Source organism: Gordonia sp. 135, assembly GCF_009720185.1.
Taxonomy (GTDB): Bacteria; Actinomycetota; Actinomycetes; order Mycobacteriales; family Mycobacteriaceae; genus Gordonia; species Gordonia alkanivorans.
In genome coordinates this window covers 2032610-2058611 of record NZ_CP046257.1, presented here as the reverse complement: position 1 = coordinate 2058611, position 26002 = coordinate 2032610, and the positions used below count along the sequence as shown (strand labels likewise).

General features: G+C 68.7%; 17 protein-coding genes, 1 tRNA gene and 1 pseudogene. 7 read left to right on the top strand and 12 right to left on the bottom strand.

Features of this window, described 5'->3' with window-relative positions; translation table 11 throughout:
• Positions 1–49: 49 nt before the first annotated feature.
• The 6 genes from GKZ92_RS09385 to GKZ92_RS09360 form a co-directional block, all read right to left on the bottom strand.
• On the bottom strand, positions 50–349 hold the full coding sequence (locus tag GKZ92_RS09385) for a hypothetical protein (RefSeq protein ID WP_006359154.1): 300 nt from the start codon (positions 347–349) through the stop codon (positions 50–52).
• On the bottom strand, positions 346–987 hold the full coding sequence (gene hisH, locus GKZ92_RS09380; RefSeq protein WP_006359153.1) for an imidazole glycerol phosphate synthase subunit HisH: 642 nt from the start codon (positions 985–987) through the stop codon (positions 346–348). Before hisH ends, GKZ92_RS09385 begins: the two co-directional genes overlap by 4 nt.
• A complete protein-coding gene (gene hisB / locus GKZ92_RS09375) occupies positions 984–1607 on the bottom strand; it encodes an imidazoleglycerol-phosphate dehydratase HisB (protein ID WP_005196188.1) in 624 nt (207 codons plus the stop codon). The genes hisH and hisB overlap by 4 nt, the downstream gene beginning before the upstream one ends.
• The gene (locus GKZ92_RS09370) at positions 1604–2767 is read right to left on the bottom strand and encodes a histidinol-phosphate transaminase (protein WP_035755311.1); all 1164 of its coding nucleotides are present in this window, start codon (positions 2765–2767) and stop codon (positions 1604–1606) included. The genes hisB and GKZ92_RS09370 overlap by 4 nt, the downstream gene beginning before the upstream one ends.
• Positions 2764–4107: a histidinol dehydrogenase gene (gene hisD, locus GKZ92_RS09365; protein ID WP_040004186.1), complete on the bottom strand. Its 1344-nt coding sequence runs from the start codon at positions 4105–4107 to the stop codon at positions 2764–2766. Before hisD ends, GKZ92_RS09370 begins: the two co-directional genes overlap by 4 nt.
• Before the next feature lie 172 nt (positions 4108–4279).
• Complete coding sequence (locus GKZ92_RS09360; protein WP_006359150.1) at positions 4280–4678, bottom strand: hypothetical protein; 399 nt, start codon at positions 4676–4678, stop codon at positions 4280–4282.
• Positions 4679–4963: 285 nt separating this feature from the next.
• On the opposite strand from GKZ92_RS09360, the gene GKZ92_RS09355 reads away from it, so the two are divergent.
• The 5 genes and pseudogenes from GKZ92_RS09355 to GKZ92_RS09335 all read left to right on the top strand — a co-directional run bounded on the left by GKZ92_RS09355 (position 4964) and on the right by GKZ92_RS09335 (position 11486).
• Positions 4964–6610, top strand: coding sequence for a DUF222 domain-containing protein (locus GKZ92_RS09355; protein ID WP_420914652.1), 1647 nt, complete (start codon positions 4964–4966; stop codon positions 6608–6610).
• A 67-nt stretch (positions 6611–6677) separates the two neighbouring features.
• Positions 6678–6849, top strand: a pseudogene (locus GKZ92_RS09350) (dicarboxylate/amino acid:cation symporter); the annotation flags it as partial.
• Between the two features lie 456 nt (positions 6850–7305).
• Positions 7306–8769 carry a flavin monoamine oxidase family protein gene (locus tag GKZ92_RS09345; RefSeq protein WP_155225208.1) on the top strand — a complete coding sequence of 488 codons (1464 nt, stop codon included), beginning with the start codon at positions 7306–7308 and terminating at the stop codon, positions 8767–8769.
• Between the two features lie 33 nt (positions 8770–8802).
• The gene (locus GKZ92_RS09340; protein ID WP_006357353.1) at positions 8803–9438 is read left to right on the top strand and encodes a TetR/AcrR family transcriptional regulator; all 636 of its coding nucleotides are present in this window, start codon (positions 8803–8805) and stop codon (positions 9436–9438) included.
• A 14-nt stretch (positions 9439–9452) separates the two neighbouring features.
• Entirely contained in the window at positions 9453–11486 is a 2034-nt protein-coding gene (locus GKZ92_RS09335; RefSeq protein WP_006357352.1) for a neutral/alkaline ceramidase, read from the top strand.
• 7 nt (positions 11487–11493) lie between these two features.
• Here the strand turns inward: GKZ92_RS09335 and GKZ92_RS09330 are convergent, their stop codons facing one another.
• The 4 genes from GKZ92_RS09330 to GKZ92_RS09315 form a co-directional block, all read right to left on the bottom strand.
• Positions 11494–13008, bottom strand: coding sequence for a DUF4185 domain-containing protein (locus GKZ92_RS09330; protein WP_006357351.1), 1515 nt, complete (start codon positions 13006–13008; stop codon positions 11494–11496).
• Between the two features lie 42 nt (positions 13009–13050).
• Positions 13051–14241 carry a L,D-transpeptidase gene (locus tag GKZ92_RS09325; protein WP_006357350.1) on the bottom strand — a complete coding sequence of 397 codons (1191 nt, stop codon included), beginning with the start codon at positions 14239–14241 and terminating at the stop codon, positions 13051–13053.
• 256 nt (positions 14242–14497) lie between these two features.
• Positions 14498–14570, bottom strand: a tRNA-Lys gene (locus GKZ92_RS09320).
• A gap of 143 nt (positions 14571–14713) precedes the next feature.
• Positions 14714–14935, bottom strand: coding sequence for a DUF3618 domain-containing protein (locus GKZ92_RS09315; protein WP_006357349.1), 222 nt, complete (start codon positions 14933–14935; stop codon positions 14714–14716).
• 150 nt (positions 14936–15085) lie between these two features.
• Here GKZ92_RS09315 and bcp point away from each other — a divergent pair, with 150 nt between their 5' ends.
• Together bcp and GKZ92_RS09305 are read left to right on the top strand one after the other, a co-directional pair.
• Positions 15086–15577 (top strand): thioredoxin-dependent thiol peroxidase, encoded by a 492-nt coding sequence (bcp, locus tag GKZ92_RS09310; protein ID WP_006357348.1) that lies wholly within the window; start codon positions 15086–15088, stop codon positions 15575–15577.
• 12 nt (positions 15578–15589) lie between these two features.
• The gene (locus tag GKZ92_RS09305) at positions 15590–16216 is read left to right on the top strand and encodes a TetR family transcriptional regulator (RefSeq protein ID WP_006357347.1); all 627 of its coding nucleotides are present in this window, start codon (positions 15590–15592) and stop codon (positions 16214–16216) included.
• A 29-nt stretch (positions 16217–16245) separates the two neighbouring features.
• Here GKZ92_RS09305 and acpS read toward each other — a convergent pair whose 3' ends face one another.
• Together acpS and GKZ92_RS09295 are read right to left on the bottom strand one after the other, a co-directional pair.
• Positions 16246–16638, bottom strand: a complete 393-nt coding sequence (gene acpS / locus GKZ92_RS09300; protein ID WP_006868104.1) for a holo-ACP synthase AcpS — start codon at positions 16636–16638, stop codon at positions 16246–16248.
• Positions 16639–16676: 38 nt separating this feature from the next.
• Positions 16677–25919: a type I polyketide synthase gene (locus GKZ92_RS09295; protein WP_006357345.1), complete on the bottom strand. Its 9243-nt coding sequence runs from the start codon at positions 25917–25919 to the stop codon at positions 16677–16679.
• Positions 25920–26002 lie beyond the last annotated feature (83 nt).

The window sequence follows — 26002 nt, the reverse complement described above, 5'->3', positions numbered from 1 at the left end:
TGGAGTGTTCCTGTCTGTTCTCGGGTCGGGCTGTTGTGTGTCGAGCGGGTCAGGCGGGCGGGTGTCCGTCGCGGGCGGCGATCAGCTCCGCCCGCGCGCGGTTGACCATGCGGTTTGCCACGGTACCGATGGCCGCGATCATCGCGACCACTGCGGCCAGTGCGGCGACCAGACCTGCGAGCGGTGACCAGTTCGCCAGCAGGAGGATGAGCGGTATGCACGCCGCCAGGACCAGCACACCGGCGCCGAGAGCGTAGAACGCGAGCTTGGCGATCGAGAAACCGCTGCCCGCAGACGGGGTGTCGGGCGTGCTCCCGTCCGCTTCGCCGGCCGGCGTGCCGTCGGTCATGAGAGGCCCTTCACCCAGTTCTCCAGGAGTTGGGCGCCGGCGTCCCCGGATTTCTCCGGGTGGAACTGCGTGGCCGAGAGCGGTCCGTTCTCGACCGCGGCCAGGAAGCGTCCACCGTGCTCGGCCCAGGTCAGCTTCGGAGCGTGCAGCGGCGAACCGACGTTGTCCATCTCCCAGGTCTGTGCGGCGTAGGAGTGCACGAAGTAGAACCGGGTGTCGGCGTCGAGGCCGTCGAACAGCACCGATCCCTCGGGGGCCTCCACGGTGTTCCAGCCCATGTGCGGCAGGACCGGCGCGGGCAGCTGGGTGACGCTGCCGGGCCACTCACCGCAGCCGTCGGCCTCGACCCCGAACTCCACGCCGCGTTCGAAGAGGATCTGCATGCCGACGCAGATGCCCAGAACCGGGCGTCCACCGGCGAGGCGGCGGCCGATGATCCGGTCGCCCTTCACCGCGCGCAGGCCTTCCATGCACGCGGCGAACGCACCCACACCCGGAACGACCAGGCCGGTCGCCTGCAGCGCGGTGTTGAAGTCGGAGGTCACCGTCACCTGGGCGCCGGTGCGTTCGAGTGCACGCTGCGCCGAGCGCAGGTTGCCCGAACCGTAGTCGAGGATCGTGACGTCGGTAGCGCTCACAGGGCTCCCTTCGTCGACGGAACGCCGCTGACCCGGGCGTCGTATTCGGTGGCCGTGCGCAGGGCACGCGCCACGGCCTTGAACTCGGCCTCGGTGATGTGGTGCTGGTCGCGGCCGTAGAGCACCCGCACGTGCAGGGCGATGCGGGCGTTGAGCGCGATCGACTCGAAGACGTGCCGGTTGATGATCGTGGAGTACGGCACACCCGGGTAGCCGCCGATCACCGCGGTGAGCAGGTGTTCCGGTTCACCGGTGTGCACGCAGTACGGACGCCCGGAGACGTCGACGACGGCCTGCGCGAGGGTCTCGTCCATCGGGATCCAGGCGTCGCCGAAGCGGCGGATGCCCCGCTTGTCCCCGAGTGCCTGACCGAGCGCCTGGCCGAGCACGATGGCGGTGTCCTCGATGGTGTGGTGACCCTCGACCTCGATGTCGCCCTCGGCCTTGACCGTGAGGTCGAAGCTGCCGTGCTGACCGAACGCCGTCAGCATGTGGTCGTAGAACGCGATGCCCGTGGAGATGTCGGTGATGCCGGTCCCGTCGAGGTTGAGTTCGACCGAGATCGAGGATTCCTTGGTGGTCCGTTCGACCTTCGCGATGCGAGGCGCGGGGATGCTCACTGAGAGTTCTCCAGATCTGTTGTGGCGAGCGTGCGGCTGACGTCGAGGAATGCGTCGTTCTCGTGCGGGAGTCCGATGGTCACCCGCAGGTGGCCGGTGATCCCGACGTCCCGGATGAGGACACCGGCGTCGAGGTAACGCTGCCACGACGCCGGAGCATCCCGGAAGCCGCCGAACAGGACGAAGTTCGAGTCCGAGTCGACGACGCGGTAACCGAAGCCGGTGAGCGCCGTCACCACGCGTTCGCGTTCGGCGATGATCGCCGCGACACCGGCGAGGGTGTCGTCGCTGTGCCGCAGTGCGGCGCGCGCGGCGGCCTGCGTCAGCACCGAGAGGTGGTACGGCAGGCGGACGAGCTGGATGGCGTCGACGACGGCCGGGGCGGCGGCCAGGTAGCCGAGGCGTCCGCCGGCGAAGGCGAAGGCCTTGGACATGGTGCGGCTGACGACGACCTTGGTCGGGAACTCGTCGATGAGCTCGGTCGCGCTCGGCGCGGCGGAGAACTCGGCATATGCCTCGTCGACGATCACGATGCCGGGCGCGGCCTCGATGATGCGTCGTAGATCGGCGAGCGGGAGCGAGCCACCGGTGGGGTTGTTCGGCGAGGTCACGAAGACCACGTCGGGTTCGCGGTTGGTCACCTCGGCGACGGCGTAGTCGATGTCGAGACCGAAGTCGGGCGACCGTGCCGCGACCAGCCAGGTGGTGTCGGTGCCGTCGGAGATGATCGGGTGCATCGAGTACGACGGCACGAAGCCGAGCGCGGAGCGCCCGGGACCACCGAACGCCTGCAGCAACTGCTGCAGGATCTCGTTGGAACCGTTTGCGGCCCACAGGTTTTCGACACCGAGCTGCACACCGGTCGCGCGGGTCAGGTATGCGGCGAGGTCGGTGCGCAACGCGACCGCGTCCCGATCCGGGTAGCGATGCAGTTCCGCGGCGGCCTCACGTGCCGACTCGGCGACGTCGTCGATCAGCGCCGGTGACGGCGGGTGCGGGTTCTCGTTGGTGTTGAGGATCACCGGCACCTTGAGTTGCGGTGCGCCATAAGCGGATTTGCCGCGCAGGTTCTCCCGCAGCGGCAGATCGTCGACGCTGATCTGCGATCCGGGGACCGAGCGCCCCGCCTCCGTCGTCACAGTCGCGTCCGATGCCGTCATGGGCGCACGCTTCCGGCGAAACGCTGCTTCACCGCGTCGCCGTGGCCGGGCAGGTCCTCGGCGTCGGCGAGGGTGACGACCTTGTCGGCGACCTCACGCAGGGCGGCCTCGTCGTAGTCGATGACGTGGACGCCCTTGAGGAAGGTCTGCACCGACAGGCCCGACGCGAAGCGCGCCGAACCCGAGGTCGGCAGAACGTGATTGGAGCCCGCACAGTAGTCGCCGAGGCTGACCGGCGCGTACGGACCGACGAAGATCGCGCCGGCGTTGTGGACACGGTCGGCGACCGCGGCGGCGTCGCGCGTCTGGATCTCGAGGTGTTCGGCGGCATAGGCGTCCACGACGGCGAGGCCGGCTTCGACGTCGTCGACCAGAACGATGCCCGACTGCTCCCCCGACAGCGCGGTGGTGACGCGCTCGCGGTGCTTGGTTGCGGCGACCTGCTGCTCGAGGGCGACATCGACGGCGTCGGCGAGTTCGGCGCTGGCGGTGACGAGCACCGAGGCGGCGAGGACGTCGTGCTCGGCCTGGCTGATGAGGTCGGAGGCGATGATGCCTGCGTCGGCCGAGTCGTCGGCGAGGATCGCGATCTCGGTGGGACCTGCCTCGGAGTCGATGCCGACCACGCTGCGGCACAGACGCTTGGCGGCGGTGACGTAGATGTTGCCCGGTCCGGTGATCAGGTCGACGGGGTCGAGGACTGCGCCCGGCTCGTCGGCGGCGTCGGTGTCGGTTCCGCCGTACGCGAGCAGCGCGACGCCCTGTGCGCCACCGACGGCCCACACCTCGTCGACGCCGAGGAGCGCACAGGCCGCGAGGATGGTCGGGTGCGGCCAGCCGCCGAAGTCCTTCTGCGGGGGCGACGCGACGACCAGCGAACCGACGCCGGCCTCCTGGGCCGGGACGACGTTCATGATCACCGACGACGGGTAGACCGCGTTGCCGCCGGGGACATAGAGGCCCACGCGGCGGACCGGAATCCACTTCTCGCTGACGACGCCGCCGTCGACGACCTGGGTGCGGGTGGTCTCCCGGCGCTGATCGGAGTGGACCTTGCGCGCACGGGTGATGGACTCGCGCAGCGCGTCGGCGACCTGTGCATCCAGACCGGCCAGCGCGTCGGCGATGACCTGAGCAGGCACACGCACCGAAGTCGGGCGGACACCGTCGAACTTCTCACCGAACTCCAGGGCCGCGGGCGTGCCGGTCTCGGCCACCGCATGCACCACCGGCGTCACCGTGTCGAGTACGGCATTGACGTCGGTACCCCCGCGGGGCAGCGCACGACGCAATTCGGCGAGCGTCGGAGTGCTACCGCGCAGGTCAGTTCGGGCGAGCATGATCTCTCCTGGTCGGTGCGGGAAATTACCCATCCAGGATACGGGTCGGTGGCCAGCGGGTTTCTGGTGCGGGTGATCACCGGCGTGTGGTGTGTCGGGCGCCACGCCGCTACGGCGCACGTCGGCGACCCGGGCGGTACCCGGGTCGCCAACGTTGTGGCCAGGCCTCGCGTCAGGGGTTCTTGTCCCCCGAGGGGAGTTGGAACCAGGTGTCGAGGTCGAAGTCCGCCTTGATGCTGCCCTGCTCGACGAGGAACGCCTTCGTGCCGGTGAGCAGTTCGATGGCCTGTGCCGGGAACGGTTCCTCGGAGTAACCGTCGGGGTTCGCCGCGGCACGGACCGCCGCCTCGGGAGCCTTCGAGTTGCCGAGTTCGAACCGCAGGTACTCCTCCCAGTGGGCCTTGGCGTACCTGACGGCGTCGGCGTGAAGCTTCTGCCACGTAGGTGCGAACCCGGGGTTCTTGGTGAGGAAGTCCTCGCTGCTGACGGTCACACTCGTGCCGGCGAGGTTCGGACGATCCCGGTAGACCGAATCGACCAGATGGAAGCCCTTGCCTTCGAACGTCTGCAACGCGACCGACGGGATGACGCCCGGCAGCGCCGCCGCGTCGATCTCCCCCGAGTTGAGTGGCGCCTCCTGATCTGCCGGGTACAGGTGGATCAGGTTCGCCGAGATCCCCTCCTCCGCCAGTTTGACTCAGTGTGATTCGGAAGCCCAGTCGCGCCGCCTGGCGTCACGATGCGCCGGAGCCCTCGCGAGCCGGACGGTCCGGCTCGGTGGTCATCTCGCCGCCCATTACCAGACGCCACCGACAATTCCCGCGATCGTGCGGGTTTCGATAGTCGTTGCGCGGCAATGGGATTGCGAGTACAGTCGAACATACATTCAAACACGGCATCGGGGGTGACCGTCTTGACCGAAATCTCGCAGACCGACGTCGGGCCGTCGACCCGCCCCTCCGAACTCGTGCAGGAACTGCATCGGATCACCGCCGAACTCCAGGCCGTCGATCTGGCGCAGTGCTCCGATGCCGAACTCATCGACGTCGCCGCCGGAACCGAACAGGCCATCGCCCGACTCACTTTCGCCGGCGACCGACAGATCATCGAGATCGCCGACCGCGACCTACCCCACAAGACCGGCCACCGCAGCATCACCCAGTTCATGACCCACCGCCTACGCGTGGCCGACCCCATGCGCCGCACCAAACAACGCCACGCGACCGCCACCCACCTCAGCCCGACCGGCGAACCACTCGAACCCGAACGCCCCGCTCTGGCAGAGGCATTGGCCGACGGCAAGGTCAGCACCTCCCACGTCCGGGCAGTACTCGACGTCCTCGACCAGATCCCACACGCCGTCGACCACGACGTAAAGGTCGCCGCCGAACGACAGATGGCCGAGATCGCCGTCGACCACACCCCCGCCGACATCACCGCCCTCGGTGCACGACTGCTGGCCCACCTCGACCCCGACGGCACACTGACCGACGACACCGACCGCAAACGTCGACGCAATCTGTCGGTCAACCGGCAACGCGCCGACGGCACCGCCCAGATGACCGCCAACCTCACCCCCGAACTCCTCGCCCGCATCACCATGCTGCTCGCCGTCTGGGCCAAACCCGGCATGAACAACCCCGACGACCCCGACTCCCCCCACGGTTCCATCGAGGACGCCGACCCCGAGGCGGTCGAAGCCGCAGCCGCACGCGACGACCGCACCCCCGCCCAGCTCAACCACGACGCCCTCAACGCACTCCTGAAAGCCGTGTTCGACGACGGACTCCTGGGTAAGAGCCACCGCGGGTTACCCATCCAGCTGATCATCAAAGCCGATCTCAACGACCTACGACGCGAAGCCGGGTTCGCCACCACCGCGACCGGCACCCTGATCCCGATCACCGACCTCGTCAACCTGGCCGCCGACACCCAGCCCTGGCTGGCGGTGTTCAAAGACGCCACCGCCGTCCCGCTGTACTTCGGACGCGGCAAGAGGTTGGCCACCCGTGAACAACGTCTCGTGTCCTTCGCCCGACCCGACGGCGAGGTCTGTTCCACCCCCGACTGCGGCATATCCGCCGCGCACGTGGAAATGCACCACGCGCAACTGGATTGGGGTCTCGGTGGACTCACCGACATCACCGACCTCGCACCGGCGTGCCCGAAACACAATCGCATGGTCGGCGAGCAGGTAGGTCAGTTCACCACCCGCATGGTCCGTGAAGGCCCCGACGAAGGTCGCTGCGCCTGGCGGTTGAACGCCGAACCCGGCGCCCCACCCAACCCCGAACACATCAACCGGCGACCCGACATCCCCCGCCGATTCGCCGAACAACTCAACAAGGTGCGCACCGAGATCCACGGACCCGACGAGGAGTCCGGCGCTGAAACGCGCCTTCACCTGCGCGAGGTCATCGACCTCCGCAACGCCACCGACGCCGAAGCCACCCTCGCCTCGCTGCTCCTCGCCGCCGCCTACCCGACCCTCGCATCCGTATGACGTTGTGTCCGGAATGCGGGCACAACATCATAAGGTTCAACCGCCTCACCTGCGACGAAATCCGGACCTCAACTACATGATCGTCGTGATGTTCCTCGCGCAGGCGGGCCGAGTGGAGCTCACCGTCGGCGACATCGCCCTCGGCATGGCCCTCGCGATCCTGCTGAACATGGGCACCATCACCGTGCCCGGCGGTTTCCCGGTGGTCGCGACCCTTCCTCGCCACGTCGCTCGACCTCATGCCTAGGCCCCACGACCTGCGGGTACTTGGACCTCAATGATCCCGAACCGGCTGCGGGCGTTGTTTTTCCGCAGTAGCGTCACGGACATGCCAGCATATTGGGTCATGTTCGTCGTCGCGCTGATCTCCTGCATCATCATCGGGGTCGGGTTCATCGTCGGCATCCCCGGCAACAAGGACTGATCGCCGGCCCCTCCTCTGCGGCCGCATCGAGAGTGCGCGCCGCAGGTCAACGTCGCGCGCACCACTTCGACACGCGCACAACTTCGACACGATCGCCACTTCTGGCGCATGAGCGCTGGTCACAGCCAGCGCTTGTGCGCCGGAGGTGGCGATTGTGCGTTGATCGGGGTGTTGCGCCTCACACTCTCCTGTTACTCTCTCGATACTTCAGGTCATCTGACCTGAACATGTGGTCGATAGCCTCGCCATCACCACGAGATCGGGGGATCACATGGGTACACACCTCTCACGCAGACACTTCCTGGGCGGAACGCTGGCGGCAGCAGGCGCGTCGCTGGTCGGGTCGGGGCGGGTGTCGGCTGCGCCGACGGGGATCGTCGACGTCATCGTCGTCGGCGGAGGACTGTCCGGGCTCGCGGCTGCCAGGGCACTCAAGGCTGCCGGCGCGTCGGTGACCGTGCTCGAGGCCCGAGACCGTGCGGGCGGGCGCGTCCACAACATCTCCTCACCCAAGCTGGGCGCCACGCTCGACGCCGGAGCCGAATTCATCGGGCCCACACAGGGTCACATCGCCGGCTTCGCCCGTGAGTACGACGTCCGGACGCTGCGGACCTACAACGCCGGCGACAGCATCTTCGTCAGCCGCACCGGGACGACGCGGGTACCTGCCGCTCTGCCGATTCCCGCAGTGGCCGACCTCGGCCAAGCGGGTGCCGCGCTGGTCCGGGCCCAGGCCGACGCGCTGGCGGGCTTCCCCGTCGGCCAGCCGTGGAAGCACCCGAACGCCGCCTACCTGGACTCGATCACCTGGGGGCAGTACACCCACCAGATCGCCGACACCCAGACCGCGCGCGACCTCGTGCAGATAGCGATGTCGGCACCGCTGTCGGTCCGTCCCGACGAAGTCTCCGCGCTCTACTACCTCAACTACATCGCGGCATCCGGCGACGAGCAGAACCCGGGAACCCTCATCCGACTCCTGAGCACCGACGACGGCGCGCAGGAGCGACTGTTCGAAGGCGGCGCCGCCCTCATCCCGCTTCGGATGGCCCGCGAGCTCTCGGCGAACATGGTCTACAACGCGCCCGTCCGGTCGATCTCCTACACCGACGGCATCGCGACCGTCGCCGGCGACGCCGGCACCCATCGCGCGCGCCGCGTCATCGTCGCCATGTCCCCCGCCATCGCCGGCCAGATCGACTACCGCCCAGGACTTCCCGCCGCACGCACCGGCATCCACCGCGGCTACCGCATGGGTGCGGTCAGCAAGTTCGCGGCGCTCTACAAGCGGCCGTTCTGGCGCGACAAAGGTCTGTCGGGACAGGCCTACGGCGCTGGACGCCCCATCGACGTGACCTTCGAGAGCTACGCCGAGGGCAACCACATCCTGATGGGCTTCATCTCCGCCGACGCCATGCGCCGCCTCGATCACGCTCCCGAATCCACCCTGGTCAAGGAGTGCATCGCCAACTTCGTCGAGTACTTCGGTCCCGAGGCCGCCGACTTCATCGACTACGGCGTGTTCAAGTGGGATCTCGAACCCTGGTCGCGCGGTGGGCCGGTCGCGGTGAGCCGACCGGGCACCCTCACCAAATACGGCACCGCACTCCGCGAGCCCGTCGGCCCCATCCACTGGGCCGGCACGGAGACCTCGGACTACTGGACGGGATACATGGACGGAGCGGTCCGCTCGGGGCGTCGTGCGGCACGGGAGATCCTCGGTGATCTCCGGTGACCGAGCTGACGTGAAGGTGCGCCGACCATGAGGATGCCTGTCGAGGAACGGCGAGAACTGCTGCTGGAGTCCGCATTCCGGGTGATCGCACGACGCGGGGTCGACGGCGCGACCACGCGCGCGATCTGCGCGGAGGCCGGCGTCACGCTGTCGACCTTCCACTACGTGTTCGCCACCCGCGACGAACTCCTCGAGGCACTCGTCGAACGCGGAACCGAGAAGGAGTTGACCGCGGTGGGCGCCGCGCTCGGCGAGGGCGCCCAGGACATCTCGCCGGGCCGGGCCGGCGTGGTGGCGATCCTGCAGAGCGCGCTCTCCGCCTACATCGACGGGGTACAGGCCGATCCCGACCGCGAGCAGGCCATGATCTCGCTGAACCAATACGCCAGGCAGACCGACGGACTCAGCGACCTCGGCGCACAGATGTACCTCCGGTACTACGAGGCGATCGCAGACGCGCTCGACGGTGTCGCCGCGGCCACCGGTACCGCCTGGGACCGCGCCTCCGCCGATCTCGCACCGCTCGTCCTCGCCGCCACTGACGGAATCACTCTGTCTTTCCTGAACATCCGCGACCGCGCGATCTGCGACCTCATCGCAGACGCCGTGGTCGCCAACCTGTCGACGCACATCGCCGACAACCCAGAGACCACCCAGGAGAAAGCTTGAAGGGGACACACCACGTGGACGTGACACGGAGACAACTGATCGCCGGTGCGGCGGTGACCGTTGCGGGCGGCGGTCTGGCGCTGAGCACGGCCGGTCGGGCCCCGGCCGCCCCCTCCGACTCGACGAACTACCTCGTCGGCTGCGGTATCGGTGACGTCACGGGTGCCGTTGCCGGACAGGGCATGATGGGCTACTCCAATCCGGAGCAGGTCGCGGCCGGCCTCCTCCAGCGATGCTGGGCGCGCGCCTACATCATCGTCGACCAGGCCACCGGCAAGCGCGTGGTCTTCCTGACCGCCGACATCGCCTGCCTCTTCGAGTCACACCACATGGGGCTGATGGAGAAGCTGAGCAAGCGTTTCGGTTCGCTCTACACCGAGGCGAACGTCAACCTGAACGCGCAGCACTCGCATGCCTCCTGCGGCGGGACCGCCTGGGACTACGCATATTCGCTCGCCGCTTTCGGATTCAAGAAGAACTCGTACGACGCCGAGGTCGACGGCATGTTCGCCGCCATCGTCCGCGCGCACGACAACCTGGCGCCCGGCACGATCACCATCGGTCGCGAGGAACTGCACAACGCCAGCGCGAACCGGTCCAGGGTCGCCTTCGACGCCAACCCGGCGTCGGAGAAGAAGTTGTTCCCCAACGCGATCGACCCGCAGGTCACCGTGCTGCGGCTTCGGCACGCGAGCGGGAGGGACGTCGGGGCCATCACCTGGTTCTCGACCCACGGCACCTCGCTGGCCGATCACAACGTGCTGATCGCCGGCGACAACAAGGGGTACGCCAGCTACCTGTGGGAGCGCACCCAGCCGGGCTTCGTCGCCGCCTTCCCGCAGACGAACTCGGGCGACATGACGCCCAACCTCTCCCTCGAGTGGTTCACACCGAGCGGCCCGACGACCGACAACAAGCGCAACTGCGAACTCATCGGTGAACGCCAGTACGTCGCCGGACGGCGCGCCTTCGAGGCCACCCGCCCGATGACCCGCGGCGGCGTCGACTCGATCACGCGCTACGTCGACATGTCCGCGGTGCGGGTCGCCGGAACCTACACGCCCGACGGGAAACCGGCGTCGACGACGCCGGCGATGATGGGTGCCGCCGCAGCGGCGACCAGCAGCGAGGACAACTACGAGCAGCCGCTCCCCCTCCTCGTCGAGGGCATGACCAATCCCCTCGTGGCCGCTCTCGGCGGCGACAAGAAGCCGCCGATCGCCCCGTGGATGCGGGACATGCAGGCGCCCAAGCTGATTCTCTTCCCTCTCGGACTCATGCCGCCGTCGGGCTGGATTCCGTCGGTGGTCCCGTTGCAGATCATGCGGATCGGGGAACTGGTGCTCGTCGCGGTGCCGGCCGAGGTGACCGTCGTCGCGGGACTCCGACTTCGTCAGGTCGTCGCCGACGAACTGCGCGTCGACATCGACAACGTGCTCATCCAGGGTTACGCGAACTCCTACACCCAGTACGTCACCACCCCGGAGGAGTACGACCTCCAGCAGTACGAGGGTGGCGAAACCCAGTACGGCCGCTACACATTGCCCGCGTACATGCAGGAGTTCGCGAAGCTCGCCGCCGCGATGGCATCGGGCCGCAGCCTGGGGCGCGGTCCGGCGCCCGTCGACAAGTCCGGCTTCCAGCCCGATCTGCTACCGCCGGTCCCCGCCGACCGCCCCATCCCGGGGCACGCCTACGGCGACGTCCTCCGCCAGCCGGGCGGGTCGTACCGTCCGGGGCAGCCCATCACCGTCGACTTCGTCGGCGCGCACCCCAACAACGACTTCCGGCATGGCGGAACGTATCTGGAGGTCCAGCGCCGCGAAGGTGATTCGTGGACGACGGTCGCCGACGACAACGACTGGTCGACCGAGTTCCGCTGGGCACGCCCGCCCGGCAGCACCGACACCTCGCGCATCACGATCACCTGGCGACCGCCCGCCGGGGCGTCGGGGACGTACCGGATCAAGTACGACGGCAACAGCCGCGACGGCAGCGGCAGGATCCGGCCGATCAGCGGGATGTCGCGGACATTCGAGGTCCGCTGAGCGTCCGTCAGCGGACGCGCGCCTGCATCAGTGCGACGTTGTAGTCGGTCCAGGTCGACATGGTGAAGTACAGGTCCTCCCCGCTCGACCACGGGTGCATGAAGCCGCCGTAGAGCTGGTCGTACCTCGACGAATGGACCAGTTCTGCGGGTTCGGACCAGAGCCCTTGGGGTTCGCGGGCCTTGCGCAGCATGATCCCGCCGCGGAGGGCGTCGAGGTAGGTCAGCTGCCACCGCTTCGACTTCTCGTCGTAACGGGCCGACACCTCGCCGGCCGGTCCGGCGAAGATCACCGACGCGACGTTGCCGTCGCGTGCGGGGACCCAGCGACCGTCTCGCCAGTACTGGTAGGCGGTCTTGTTCAGTACGTGGTCGCGGTGGACTCGCGCGAGGCCGACCGAACCGATCCGCGAGTTGGGCGTGCCGAACATGTACACGTACTCGCCCTGGGGAGCCATCGACGACACCTGGAACTGGCTGACGCCGAAGATGTTGTCCCATCGGGCGTACGGGTCCTTGGTCCACGTCGACCCGCCGTCGTCCGAGTACGCCAGCCCGCCGTGGTTGGTCAGCCACGTGCCGGGAATCTTGCCCCAGGTCCGCACCGACATATAGGTCATGAACTGGCGGTCGCCGATCGCGAAACCCGAGGTCGGGATGACGGTGATCTCGTAGTGGTCGATGCGTCGCGCGCTGAGCAGTTCCGCGGCGTGGCATCGGCTGTCCTGGATCATCGTGTCGATACTCATCCCGTCGGACAGCTTCGCATCGCTCGAGAACCCGAGCACGTTGGACCGCCAGTCCCGCCCGTTGGCACCCGGCGGGCGGAAACCCTTGCCGACGGTGTCGCCGAAGACGACCGCGACCTTCCCCGGTGCGGACTCCCACATGATCCCGAGGTCGGTGCCGTGGATCTGCCAGCGCTTGTCGGTACGGCTCGTCGAACCCTTACCGGTGAGCGTGCTGACGAGTTCGACGCCCGACACCCGCGGACGCGTCGGCTTGGATGCGACCGGTCCGGCGTCGACACCCGGGGCGACGGCCGCAGGTGGCGGAGGAAGCTCCGGCGGGTTCGGGTTGGGCACCGGAACAGGGATGTTCTTGGGCGCCGGATCGAAGGTGATCTTCGGGAACTCGATGCTCAACGCGGGACCGCCGGCGTCGGGTTTCGGCTTGGGTGGGTCGGTGATGTCCGGGCACGGGTCCGAGCACGGGTCCTTCGGCGGCTTCTCCGACGGGATGCGGACCACCGGCTTCTCCGGAGCCGGTTCGGGCACCGGCAGGATCCGCGGGTACGGCAGCGGGATGCTGAACCGGTCGGGCAGCCGCGGGATCAGGTCACGCGGGTCGACCGGACCCTTCTTCGGTTTCGGCGGCAGATCCGCCTCACACCCCGAACTCGGCAACACGTCCGACGGTGCTGCGTGCACAACCGCGGCGGAGCCCCCGAGCGCGGTTCCGGCGACCACGATCGCGCAGACCGGGACGAACCATCGCAGCCTGCCGATCCGGAAAGAGCCCATACGAGAACCGTGTGTGCGGCTCTCGGATGGACTGTTCATGGGTCAGGAGTTGTCCGCGTTGCCCTTGCGCCACTCCGACCACGGGATGTTCCAGTCACCGAGGCCGTCGGTGCCGGAGAGCGTGCCGCCCGTGGTGTTCTTGACGACCACCGGGTCGCCGCGCAGCGTGTTGTTCATGACCCAGAGCGCGTTCTCCGGGCTGAGGTTGAGGCAGCCGTGGCTCGTGTTGGTGTTGCCTTGGGCCCACACCGACCAGGGCGCCGAGTGGAAGAAGATGCCGCTGTAGGACATCCGCGTCGCGTAGTCGACGGGGGTGCGGTAACCGTTGGACGAGTTGATCGGGACGCCGTACGTCGACGAGTCCATGATGATGTGGTCGTGCTTGTCGGCGATCAGGTAGATGCCGTTGTCGGTCTCGTCGCCCGGCTTGCCCATCGACGTCGGCATGCTCTTGATGACCTGGCCGTCGCGCTCGAACACGACCTGCTTGGTGTTGTCGTCGGCGGTGATCACCATCCGGCGGCCGACCGTGAAGTTGGTGCGGACGTTCTCCTGGCCGTACAGGCCGTCACCGAGGTCGATGCCATAGGTGTTGACGGCGACCCGCACCTTGGTGCCGGGCTTCCAGTACTCCTTGGGACGCCACCGGACCTCGCTGTCGCTGATCCAGTAGAACGCGCCCTCGACCGGCGGATCGGTGATGACCCGGATCGCCTTCTGCGCGGCTCGACGGTTCGGGATCGGCTCGTCGAACTTCACCGCGATCGGCTGTCCGACGCCGACGGTCTCACCCGGGTTGGGGGTCAGGTAGGCCTGCGTCAGGTTGTTGGGGCTGCTGGTCGTGAAGGTGACCTTCTTGGTGACCGCGCCGCCGATGCCGACCGCGTCGGTCTCCAGCGTGTAGGTGCGGTTGTAGCCGAGCGCCTCGTTGCTGACCCAGACGGTGTCGTTGTCGGTGAAGGTGCCCTTGAGCGGGGTCCCGTCCGACTTGGTGATGAGAACCCGGCTGAGCGTGCCCTCGCTCGTGGTGACCTTGATGGGTGCACCCGGCTGGACGCCGACCGTGTTGTCACTCAGCGGCTGATCGTTGAGTTCGGTGATGTCGACGGCGGGCTTGAGCAGATCGTCGAAGAGGCTCGAACTGGTGACGTTGTCGGAGTACGCCGCCTCCTGTGAGCACGATGTCACGAGTGCGATGATCGCAAGCAACACACCACTGATGATCAGTGGCATCCGTCGTGAAGAACGACCGATCCCCATCTCTCTCCCGCCTGTCACGCCCGACTCTGATGACCGGTCGGCCGAATGCCTCCCCGAATCTCGCACCAGTGTACGAGAACCCGGTCTGTGAGCTCCGCTGTGTGTCGTCCGTTCGGCGGCGTGTCCTGCGCACCGCCCGCGACACCGACCTCCGCAGGCCACTGCGTCACAAACCCTGATATGCCACAAGACGCCTCGCAATTGCTGCGAGGCGTCTTGTGAAACTCTGTGCGCCATCAGGGACTCGAACCCCGAACCCGCTGATTAAGAGTCAGCTGCTCTGCCAATTGAGCTAATGGCGCTTGCCTTTTTCGCCTCCGGAGTACCTCCCGGCGGCGAGAAGGAACATTACATGACACCATCCCCAGTTGTGAAATCGCCTGGTCGGAGCGGGTTTGCGCGGGTTTGAGGCCGTCGCTTCCCGGGGTGCCGGCAGCGGCGTGGGTCAGCTGGTGATCTTGCGGACCACGAGCACGAGCACGAGTGCCCCCACGCCGGCGATGGAGTACATGACCGCGGGCTTCTGCAGCGTCGCCAGAGCCTTGGATTTGGCGTCGTCGGCGAGGCGCTGCGGGTTGGCACGTTCGGCGAGCGCGTCGAGCGTGCTGGCAAGGTCCTCACGGGCCTTGGCGATCTCCTGCTCGATACGTTCGGTGTCTCCGGCCACGTTGCATCCTTCCGGCGCTTCTCGCTCTAGTTACGCGTCGTCACTGCTCACGCGTTGTCATTGACTGTCCAGATCGCCGCCGGACGGCGGCGGTTCGATGCTACGACATCCTCCCGTCGCGGCATGTGACCATGCACTAGCCTGACTGTCATGGCAGAGGTCACTCCCCCGGTGGAGGCACAGCGTTTGTCCGTCGGTGATCGCGCACCCGCGTTCACCCTGCCCGACGCGAACGAGAATCCGGTGTCGTTGTCCGACTATGCCGGACGGAAGGTCATCGTCTACTTCTACCCGGCGGCGTCGACGCCCGGCTGCACCAAGCAGGCGTGTGATTTTCGCGACAATCTCGCCGAGCTGAACGACGCCGGCCTGACGGTGCTCGGCATCTCCCCGGACAAGCCGGCCAAGCTGGCCAAGTTCGTCGAGAAGGAAGGGCTGACCTTCCCCCTGCTGAGCGACCCCGAGAAGAAGGTGCTCACCGAGTGGGGCGCCTTCGGCGAGAAGAAGATGTACGGCAAGACCGTCACCGGCGTCATCCGCTCCACGTTTCTCGTCGACACCGACGGCACCATCGCGCTCGCGCAGTACAACGTCCGCGCCACCGGACACGTGGCCAAGCTGCGCCGCGACCTGTCCGTCTGAGATCCACCTCCGATGACCGAGTCCGCCGAACCGCTGATGCCGCGCAAGCGGCCCACGCAGGAACGAAGCAAACGCAAGTTCCAGGCGATGCTCGAGGCGGCCCGCGAACTGCTGATCGACGTCGGTTTCGAATCGCTGACGTGTGAGGAGATCGCGGCGCGCGCCGAGGTCCCGATCGGGACGCTGTACCAGTACTTCGCGAACAAATACGTCATCGTCTGCGAACTCGACCGGCAGGACACCGTCGACGTCCGCGAGGAGCTGACCGCGTTCGCCACCGAGGTGCCGTCGCTCGAGTGGCCCAGCCTGCTCGAGAAGTTCCTCGACCATCTCGCGGCACTGTGGCGCACCGACCCGTCACGGCGTGCGGTGTGGCTGGCGGTGCAGTCGACGCCCGCCACGCGTGCGACCGCGTCGGAGAACGAACGCGTGCTCGCAGAACAGGTCGCACGGATCATCGCACCGCTCACGCCTTCTCAGCGTGAACGTCGCGAGATGATGTCGCAGGTGCTGGTGCACACGGCGTACTCGTTGCTCAGTTTCTCGGTGCAGGACGGCCACGACCACGACGAGACCGTCGCCGAACTCAAGCGGATGCTCGCGGGCTATCTGCTGCTCGAGGAGTCGACGACGGTCTGAGGGTCGTGGCGGCCCTGAGGGTGTGGGGCCTATCTGCCCTCGAGGATCGCTACCGCCGCCGCGGTGTCCCCGTCGTGCGTCAGGGACACGTGGACGACGGTGTCGCGCAGGTGATTGCCGATCTCGCCGGACAGCCGGATCGCCGGCCTGCCCCAGTTGTCGGTGACGACCTCGATGTCGCTGTGCCGGATCAGGGGCAGCAACGGGGACCGCGAGAACCGGCTCACCGACCAGGCTTTCACGACGGCTTCCTTCGCCGCCCAGCGCGCGGCGAGATGCCGTGCGTCGTCGCCGGTTCCGGCAGCCGAGTCCCGCCGTTCGCCGACCGTGAACCGGTCGGCGAACGTCGTTCCCGGCTGCCGGAGCTGCTCGGCGAACTCCGGGATCGACACGATGTCGATCCCCACTCCGAGAACGCTCATCTCTTCCGGCTTCGCCTCACTGCTCGAATCCGCTGCCGTCACCGGGTTTCCGGAACCGGACCGGACCCGTACACGTCCGCCGCGTCGAGGCGCACCGACGGGTCGAGGAGCATGCCCGCCTCGGCGTCGTGCTCGTCGACCGACTCGTCGAAGCGGCGGTTCGGCGGCCGCTGGTAGGCCGGCTCGCCCCCGCAGATCGACTGCAGGAAGCGCTGGCTGCCCAGGCGCGCACGCTCATCAGCCCGCTTCCGGTAGGTCTCCCGCTCCTCGGGTGCCAGGGAGGCGATGAAGGCCTCCGGGTGGACGACCGCGATGAGCCCGGACACGTGACCGAAGCCGAGGCTGGTCAGCAGACCGGCCTTGAGCGGGAACCGCTCCCCCAGCTGCAGCGTCTCGCGCGGCCACACCAGGTGCGGGTACTCCTTCATCTTCTCGTCGACGCAGTCGAGGCTGCGGTTCGGCGGGATGACCCCGTCGCGGAGCATCTGGCACAGGCCGATCAGCTGGAAGGCCGCGGCACCGCCCTTGGCGTGGCCGGTGAGCGACTTCTGCGACACCACGAACAGCGGGGCGCCGGTGTTGCGTCCGATCGCCTCGGCGAGGCGCTCGTGCAGCTCGGACTCGTTGGGGTCGTTGGCCTTCGTCGACGTGTCGTGCTTGGACACCAGCGCGACGTCGTCGGCGGTGACACCGAGCGAGTTCAGGGCGTTGGCCAGCGGCGAGGACAGCGCACCGCGGGCTGCACCCAGGGCACCGAGTCCCGGAGCCGGGATCGAGGTGTGCACGCCGTCGCCGAAGCTCTGCGCCCACGCCACCACACCGAGGACCGGCAGACCCATCTGCGCCGCCACGTCGCCGCGGGCGAGCAGGATCGTGCCACCACCGGCCGACTCGACGAACCCGCCGCGTCGGCGGTCGTTGGCCCGCGAGAACCGGCGGTCGTCGATGCCGCGTGCGGTCATCTTCGCCGAGTCGGCGGTCGCCGACATCGCACCGAAGCCGACGATGCCCTCGATGCCGAGGTCGTCGAAGCCGCCGGCCACCGCGAACAGCGCCTTGCCGAGACGGATCTTGTCGACGCCCTCCTCGACCGACACCGCTGCCGTGGCGCAGGCCGCGACCGGGTGGATCATCGCGCCGTAGGAGCCCACGTACGACTGGACGACGTGCGCGGCAACGATGTTCGGCAGGGCCTCCTGCAGGATGTCGTTGGCGTTGGCCTCACCGAGCAGGGTGTTGATGTAAAGGTCCCGCATCGAGGCCATGCCACCCATACCGGTGCCCTGGGTGTTGGCGACGAGGCCGGGGTGTACCCAACGCATCAGCTCGCTCGGCGTGAAGCCGGACGACAGGAACGCATCGACGGTCGCGACCAGGTTCCACAGGGCCACCCGGTCGATCGCCTCGACCATGTCGGGGCTGACGCCCCAGCGGGTCGGGTCGAAGCCGGTCGGGATCTGGCCGCCGACGGTACGGGTCAGCGAGAACTTGCGCGGCACACGGATCTCCGTGCCGGCCAGGCGCGTGACCTGCCAGTCGCCGTCGGGATTCTGCGTGACCCGCGTCTTCTCGGGGTTGGCACTCGCGAACGCACGGGCCTCGGCCTCGGAGTTGACCGTGAAGGTCAGGTCCTCGTCGAGGAACACCGAGGTGAGCAGCGGCGAGGTGTTGTCGACCATCGCGCCGTCGTCGGCGTAGCGACGAATGCCGCACCGCGACACGACCTCGTCGTGGTAGCGCTCGGCGATCTCACTCTCCGGCACCGGATCACCGGACTCGGTGTCATACCAGCCCGGCTTCGGAGCCGAATCCCAGTGGATCAGACCGGTGTTCCAGGCCAGCTCGAGAACGCCTGCCGCCGATAGCTTCTCGTCGACCTCCATTTCGAAGCGGGTACGCGCCGAACCGTACGGCCCGAGCTCGCCGGCACCCACGATGACCACCAGGTCCTCGGGACGCGCGTCGATCGTCGGCCATTCCGGACGCATGCTGCGCGGAGCGCGGGCGGGCGCCGGGAGTGCGGCGACGGTGGTCGTCGCCGATGCCTCGTCGGCATCCTCGCCGGCCTCGGCAGCCGCTGCGGCGGTGGCCGCGAGCGCCTTGAGGTCGGTCGAGGCGTCGAGCCCGCCGGTGAAGTCGGCCAGGACCGGAGCGGTGGCCGCGGACTCACGCTGCTCGGGGGTGCACAGCGTCAGCAGGTTGGCGGCCATCTCCTCGGTGCTCCAGGTGCGGACACCCGCAGCCTCGACCGCGTCGACCATGCCGTCGTTGTGGCCCATCAGCCCGGTGCCGCGCACCCAGCCGATGAGGGCGTGGGCCAGCGTGGTCTTCGAGCCCCACGACTCCTCGGCCGACCAGCGGGTCACGAGCGCGTCGAGGGCGGCCTTGCTCTCGCCGTAGGCGCCGTCGCCACCGAACATGCCGCGGTTCGGGGAACCCGGCAGCACCACGTGGAGGCGGGCCGCGATGTCGTGGTCGGAGTGGACCTCCGCCAGCCCGGCGATCAGCCGCTCGACCGACCACAGCAGGACCTTCATCTCCAGCTCGGCGCGAGCGCCGGCGTCGGTGAGGTCACCGGCCACCCGCGGAGCGGCGAACGGGAACAGCATCGTCGGCTTCATGGCCGGCTTCACCACCGCGATCGTGCCGCCGAGGTTCTCGGTCTGCTCCGCGGCCACCCACTCGACCAGGTCGTCGACGTCGGTGTACGACGCCATGTTCGCCGGGGCGATCCACAGCGCGGCACCGGTGCGGGCGTTCTCGCGATAGAGCTTCTTGTAGAAGGCGAGACGCTCGGAGTTCAGTCGCGAGGTGGTCGCGATGACGGTCGCACCGCCGGCGAGGAGGCCGGCCACCACACCTGCGGCGATCGAGCCCTTGCTGGCGCCGGTGACGACGGCGATCTCGCGGCTGTAGATCCCCTTCTCGGGGTTCTCGGCGGCGTGCGCGATGGCACCGAAGACGCGGCCGTGCACGGCGTTCCCGTTCGCGAGGGCCTTGCCCTGCCACCAGGTGGCGTGTTCGGCGACGGTGTCGCCGGCTCCGGCGAACCCGCCGACGACCTTCTCGAAGTCGGCGTCGAGCTCCTGCTCGTCGGCCAACCAGAGACGGACGAGATCCTCACGGGCGGTTGCCCACCGGTCGTCGATGAGCACGACCTTGGCGTCGTCGAACGCCGGCGCGACAGTGCGCGCCCAGTCTGATCCGAGTTCGGCACTGACCAGCTCGGCCAGCTCGGCGTTGGGATCGGCCGCGGCCTCGGCGAGGTCGGCGACCTCGGCGAGTCCCAGCTTCTCCAGCACCGTGTACGCCGCCGAGGCGAGCGCACCCGACCGGCCGGTGATCTGCTCGGTGAACTCGCCGAGAGCAGCCGCGTCGACCGTTGCCCCACCGCCGGATTCGGCGGCGGGCTTGCCCACCGCGATGCCCTTCTCGGCACCCACGGCGGTGACCGCCTTGTCGATCAACGCGTCGAGCGCGTCGGCGTTGGCGACCGGGCCGTCGAGCAGGTTGCCCAGTGCCTCACCGCGGACCGAGGCCCCGTCCCGCGTGCCCAGTGCGAGTGCCACGGTCGTGTGCAGTCCCCAGCCGGGGCCGAGCTGCCACACGCTGCTGACGCGGTCGGTGATGTAGTTCTGGCGCTTGCCCAGCGGGCCGAGGACCTTGCGGACCTGGTCGCTGACCGCGTCGGTGAGCACCGCACCCAGCGGCCGGTAACCGCGGGCGAGTGTCTCGACGGTCGACGACAGCGCGACCATGTCGGCCTCGGCCGCACCGTCGATGGCGCCGAGTCCGAGCTCGCCGCCGATGTCGAGCAGGAGCTGGTTGCGGCGTGAGGACACACCGTCGCACAGCGCCTCGATGGTGTCGGCCGCACCGATCTGGTCGACGCGCATCTTGGTCCACAGGGCGATCACGGACTTCACCGCATCCGACGGGGTGAACGTGATGTCGTCGGGACGCGGGCCGCCGGCGGGAGCGGCCGGAGCCGGTGCCGCCGCCGCGGGGGCAGCGTCCGCCGGAGCGGCGGCCGACTCTGCGGGAGCGTCGATCTCGTCCTCTTCCGGCTCGTGACCGGCATCCTTGGCCAGGATCACGTCGGAGTCGCGTTCGACGTTCACCACCTCGGTGGTGGCCGAGGCGTAGTCGTCGAGCTTGAGGGTGTTGTTGGCCAGACCCGTCAGGGTCGGCGCACCCTTCAGACCGATCTCGACGAAACGCTGCACGGCGAGACCATCGCGCTCCGGACCGCTGAACAGCAGGTCCTGGGTCTCGATCCAGCGCACCGGGCTCGCGAACTGCCAGGCGAGGAGCTCGATCAGGAGAACGCGGGCCAGCTCGGTGGGCTTGGCGGTCCAGTTGTCCCAGTCGGCGAGGACCTCGTTCAGCGGATCGGACGGCACGAGCGCCGCGATCTCCTCGACGAAATCGCGTCCGAGGTTGAACAGGCGCGGCACCAGGTTCGGAATGTAGCGGCCGATCAGGATGTCGATGTCGATGTCGGCGGGCAGCAGCTCCTCGAGCTTGCCGCGGAACTCCGGCACACCGGCGCGCAGGACGCTGGAGTGGAACGGGACGTCGATACCCGGGATGAGGATGAACGCCCGCTTGCCACCGAACTCGGCACGGCGACGGTCGATCTCGGCCTCGAGGTGCTCCAGGCCCCGGACCGTGCCGGCGATCGCGTACTGCGAGCCGAGCAGGTTGAGGTTGACGACCTCGAGGAACTCACCGATCTCCGCACCCAGGCCGGAGACGAAGCCGGTCACATCGGCGTCGGCGAGACCGAACTGGCTCGGCCGGATCGCGGCCATGCGGTAGTCGCTGCGGCCCTGCTCATCTCGCGGAACGAGATGGTGCATGGCCTCGCCGCGCTGGAACACGACCTCGAGGACCGCCTCGAGCGGCAGGACGCCGGCGCAGGCGGCGAGAGCGTTGTACTCGCCGACGGAGTGACCACAGGTGATGGCGCCCTCGACGAAGCCGCCGGCCTCCTTGAGTTCGGCGATCTGCGCGACACCGAGGGTCGCCATCGCGACCTGGGTGAACTGCGTCAGGTACAGCACGCCGTCGGGATGGTTGTAGGTGGTGCCGTTGGCGACCAGGGTCGTCGGGTTGTCCCGCACGACGGCCAGGATCGAGAAGCCGAGCGCCTTGCGCGTGTGCTTGTCGGCGCGATCCCAGATCTCACGGGCTGCCTTGGACCGCGACCGGGCGTCGAGGCCCATGCCCTTGCTCTGGATGCCCTGCCCCGGGAAGGCGTAGACGGTGCGCGGCGCGGCCAGGAGGCCGGTGGCGCTCATGACGAGGTTGTCGCCGACCTTGGCGCTGACCTCGACGACCTCACGGCCGTTGTCGAGGCCGACACGGTCGACGCGCACGGTGATGGTGTCGCCGAGGCGGACCATCCCCAGATAGCGTGCAGTCCAGCCGATCAGCGGTCGCGGCGACGGGGTCGGGTTCTTCGAGTCGGTCGCGGTGACGACCTGCTGCGCGGCAGCCGACAGCCACATGCCGTGCACGATCGGGTCGCCGAGTCCGGCCAGCTTGGCTGCCGAGGCGTCGGTGTGGATCGGATTGCGGTCACCGGAGACGACGGCGAAGCCGTGCATGCGGTTCGGCGCGGTGATGGTGGCCGAACGGAGCAGCTTGCGGGTGGCCGACTGCTCGGCCTTCGGGGCACCGCCCGCGCGGAGCGGGTCGGTGAGCTCGGCGGCACCGAGGCGTCCGCGGATGGCGAAGCGCTCGTCGAGGGTGGCGATCGGGCCGGCAGTCCCGGCGATCTCCACCGAGACCTCGACGACACGGCCCACGTCGGAGTCGCGGACCGCGCCGGCACGGGCGGTCACCGTCAGTTCGGCGGTCTCCGTGGGGATCTCACCGGTGAGAGCGATCGCATGGTCGAGGTGGACCAGGTCGAGCAGACCCTCGACGACCGGTGCGCCGGTCTCGGTGCGGGCGGCACCTATCACGCTGAACACGCTGGGCCAGCAGGCGCCGACCAGGGTGTCGGGGACGGCGAAGCCGAAGGGCTCGGTCGGGGTGGTCGGACGCAGGTGCGCGGGCAGGGAGAAGCCGGTCACCGATGCATGGTCGGCCACCGAGTCGGGCTGCCAGGTGATGGTGGTGGTCGCGGTGCCGTCGGTCACCTCGGCGAGTTCGCCGCCCGCGGCGACCGTGAGGATCTCGGTCATCGCGCCGGCTGCCTCGTCGAGTCCGACGACCGGCGATCCGCCGTCGCGCACGCCGAGACCGGCGAGCAGCGGGATGCGCACGGCCGCACCGGAGATCGGGACGACGAGATCGAAACGGACGACGCCGTTCTCGGTACCGGTCTGCTCGATGACGGCGCCGGTGGGCTCGTGCTCGGCACGCTCGGGGGCGACGATCGACCAGGCGGCGCGGTCACCGAGGAGGGCGACCGGGCTCGGGACGATCCGTCCCGCCCAGCTGACGTCGTCGGATTCCAGAACAGCGGTCAGGACGCCGGCGTCCTCGACCAGTCCGGCACGGTGTCGCGAGGCGACCTCGACCGAGCGCACACCGGCGGTCAGCAGGTCGGTGACGACCTGCGCCTCGAAGCGGTCCAGCAGCTCGCCGACCGGCTCGTCGACGCGGGTGATGCCGGCAACGGCGACCGGACCGGGGATGACGCACACGGCGTCGGCGCCGTAGCGCGTGTCGTGGGCCTGCCACAGCGAGTCACTGCGCCACCAGCGGCGCACGTCCTTGTCGATGACCGGCACGAAGTTGACCGGCTTGCCCGGGGTGCGGCACTGCTCCAAGAAGAACGCGACGTCCGCGGGATGCAGGACGTCGGTGTCGATCTCGCGGTAGACGCTGCCCAGCGCGTCGATCGCGGCGTGCGGGTCGTCGGTGGACGACAGCTCGGCGAACATCGTCGGGATGGGACCCGAGTCCTGCGGGTGCATGCGGGCCTCGGTGCGCTGCAGCATCTCGACGAAGCGCTGCTGCCAGGTGATGTCGGCCCACGGGTGCTGATCGCCGTTGGCGTCGCCGACCGCGAGGGTGGCGTAGCGGTCGAGCCATTCGCGGTAGGTCATCTCGGCGACGTCGCCGAAGTACGGCTTGGCGGTGTCCGCCATCGCCGCGATGATCTCGTCGCGGCGTGCGGCGACGGCCTCGGCGTCACCGGCGACCTCGTCCAGCAGACGGCCGCAGCGGGACGCGGTGTTGTCGACCTCGTGGATGTCGGCGCCGAGCTGCGAACGGCCCGAAGCCATTCCGGCGGTCGCGTGGCCTGCACCGATCCACTCGTCGATACCGACGGTGTCGACGAGGAGCTGCTTGACCTCGGGAGTGGTGGTGGCCTCCTTGGCGGCCATCGCCGCGGTGCCGATGAGGATGCCGTCGAGCGGCATCAGCGGATAGCCGTAGCCGCTCGACCAGACGCCGGTCAGGTATTCGCTGGCACGCTCCGGGGTACCGACGCCGCCGCCGACGCAGATGACCACGTTGGGTCGGGCGCGGAGTTCGCCGTAGGTGGCGAGCAGCAGGTCGTCGAGGTCCTCCCACGAGTGGTGGCCACCGGCGCGGCCGCCCTCGATCTGGACGATGACCGGATGGTGCGGGACCTCGTTGGCGATCCGCACAACCGAACGGATCTGCTCCACGGTGCCCGGCTTGAAGGCGACGAAGCGGAGTCCGGCCTCGACGAACTCGTCGACGAGGGCGACCGCGTCCTCGAGTTCGGGGATGCCGGCGGAGACGATCACGCCGTCGAGCGGCGCGCCCTGGGCACGGGCCTTCTGCACGAGGCGTTTGCCACCGAGCTGCAGCTTCCACAGGTACGGGTCGAGGAACAGCGCGTTGAACTGCGCCTCGCGACCCGGCTCGAGCAGGTCGGTGAGAGTGGCGATGTTGCGGGCGAAGATGTCCTCGGTGACCTGGCCTCCACCGGCGAGCTCGGCCCAGTGGCCGGCGTTGGCCGCGGCGGCGACGATCGCCGGGTCGACGGTGGTCGGGGTCATGCCCGCGAGCAGCATCGGCGAACGTCCGGTGAGACGCGTGAACGCGGTCTCGACGACGGTCCGGCCGTCGGGCAGCTCGACGAGGGTCGGGGCGAACTGGGACCACGGGGTGGCGACCTCGGGCACCCCGCCCGGGCTGAAGAGGTTGCGCTGTCCGACGCGCAGGGCGGCGGGGACGAGGCCGACACCCTGGCCGCGGACGAGCGATGAGGTGAGACGGGTGGCGATGTCGCCCGGACCGAAGTCGAGGATCCACTTGGCACCGCCGGCGACGACCTCGTCGACCGAGGAGACCCAGTCGACGTGTGCGACGAGGATGTCGTGGGCGTGACGGGTGGCGAGCTCACGGTCGATGCCGCAGCGGTCGGCCCAAGCGCCGACGAGTTCGACGGCCTCGGCCATGTTCGGGTGGTGGAAGGCGACCGACACCTGCAGGTGGTCGAACTTCGGGGCGAACGGTGCGCCGCCGGTCAGCTTGCGCTTGCGCTCGTCGGCTTCGGCGGCGGCGATCCGCTCGCAGAGCGCGACGAAACCGGCGAGGTGACGCGGGGCGCCGGAGAGCACGAGTGCGTTGCGGCTGTTCTTGATCGAGACGACGGGCGCGGTGGCCAGGTCGCTCTCTGGCAGGGTCGCGCGGTACTGGGCGAGGACCTCGTCGACGCGTGCCGGGGTGACGTTGTTGACCGCCAGCATCGGCGTGCCGTCGGTGGTGACCCCGAGGCCGCGGCGACGCGCGATGAGCGAACCAGCGGCACCGATGAGGTGGGCGACGGCGAGCAGCAGGCCCTCTCCGGCTTCCGCGGCGTTCCCCTCGGCTCCGACCGCGTCGGTGGCCAGCGAGCCCTGCGAGTGTCCGATGACGGCGCTGGGCGGGATGCTCGCGGTGTCGAGACCCTGCTTGCGTAACGCCTCGATGGCGGCCAGCTGGGTCAGCAGGACCCCGGGACCCGAGAGGGTGAAGTCGGCGAGAGCGGCCTCGGTGGGCACCTCTTCGCCCGCGTCGTGCGCGTGGACCCACGCGAGGGGGTGGAAGCCGTCGGCGCGCGCGACGACGAGGTCGTCGGCGACGGGTGCGACGAGCCGTTCTGCGGCCTCTACGATCCCGCCGATGCGGTGTTCGAGGTCGGCGTCGACGACCAGTTCGGCCAGCGTCGGCAGCCACGCGCCACCCTGACCGCCGAAACTGATCGCGTAGGGCTCGCCCTGGGCGAGCCGGTCAATGAGTGTGGTGGTGGGGCGCTCTGCGTTGGCGGCGCCCTGCGAGCCGGTGCGGAACTGGTCGACGGTCACGAGTACTCCTCTGTGGTGGTCGGTCTCGGTGGTCGGCGGAGTGTCTTGGTGCCGGCGCGCGCGCCGGCGGGTGTCTTGGGTAC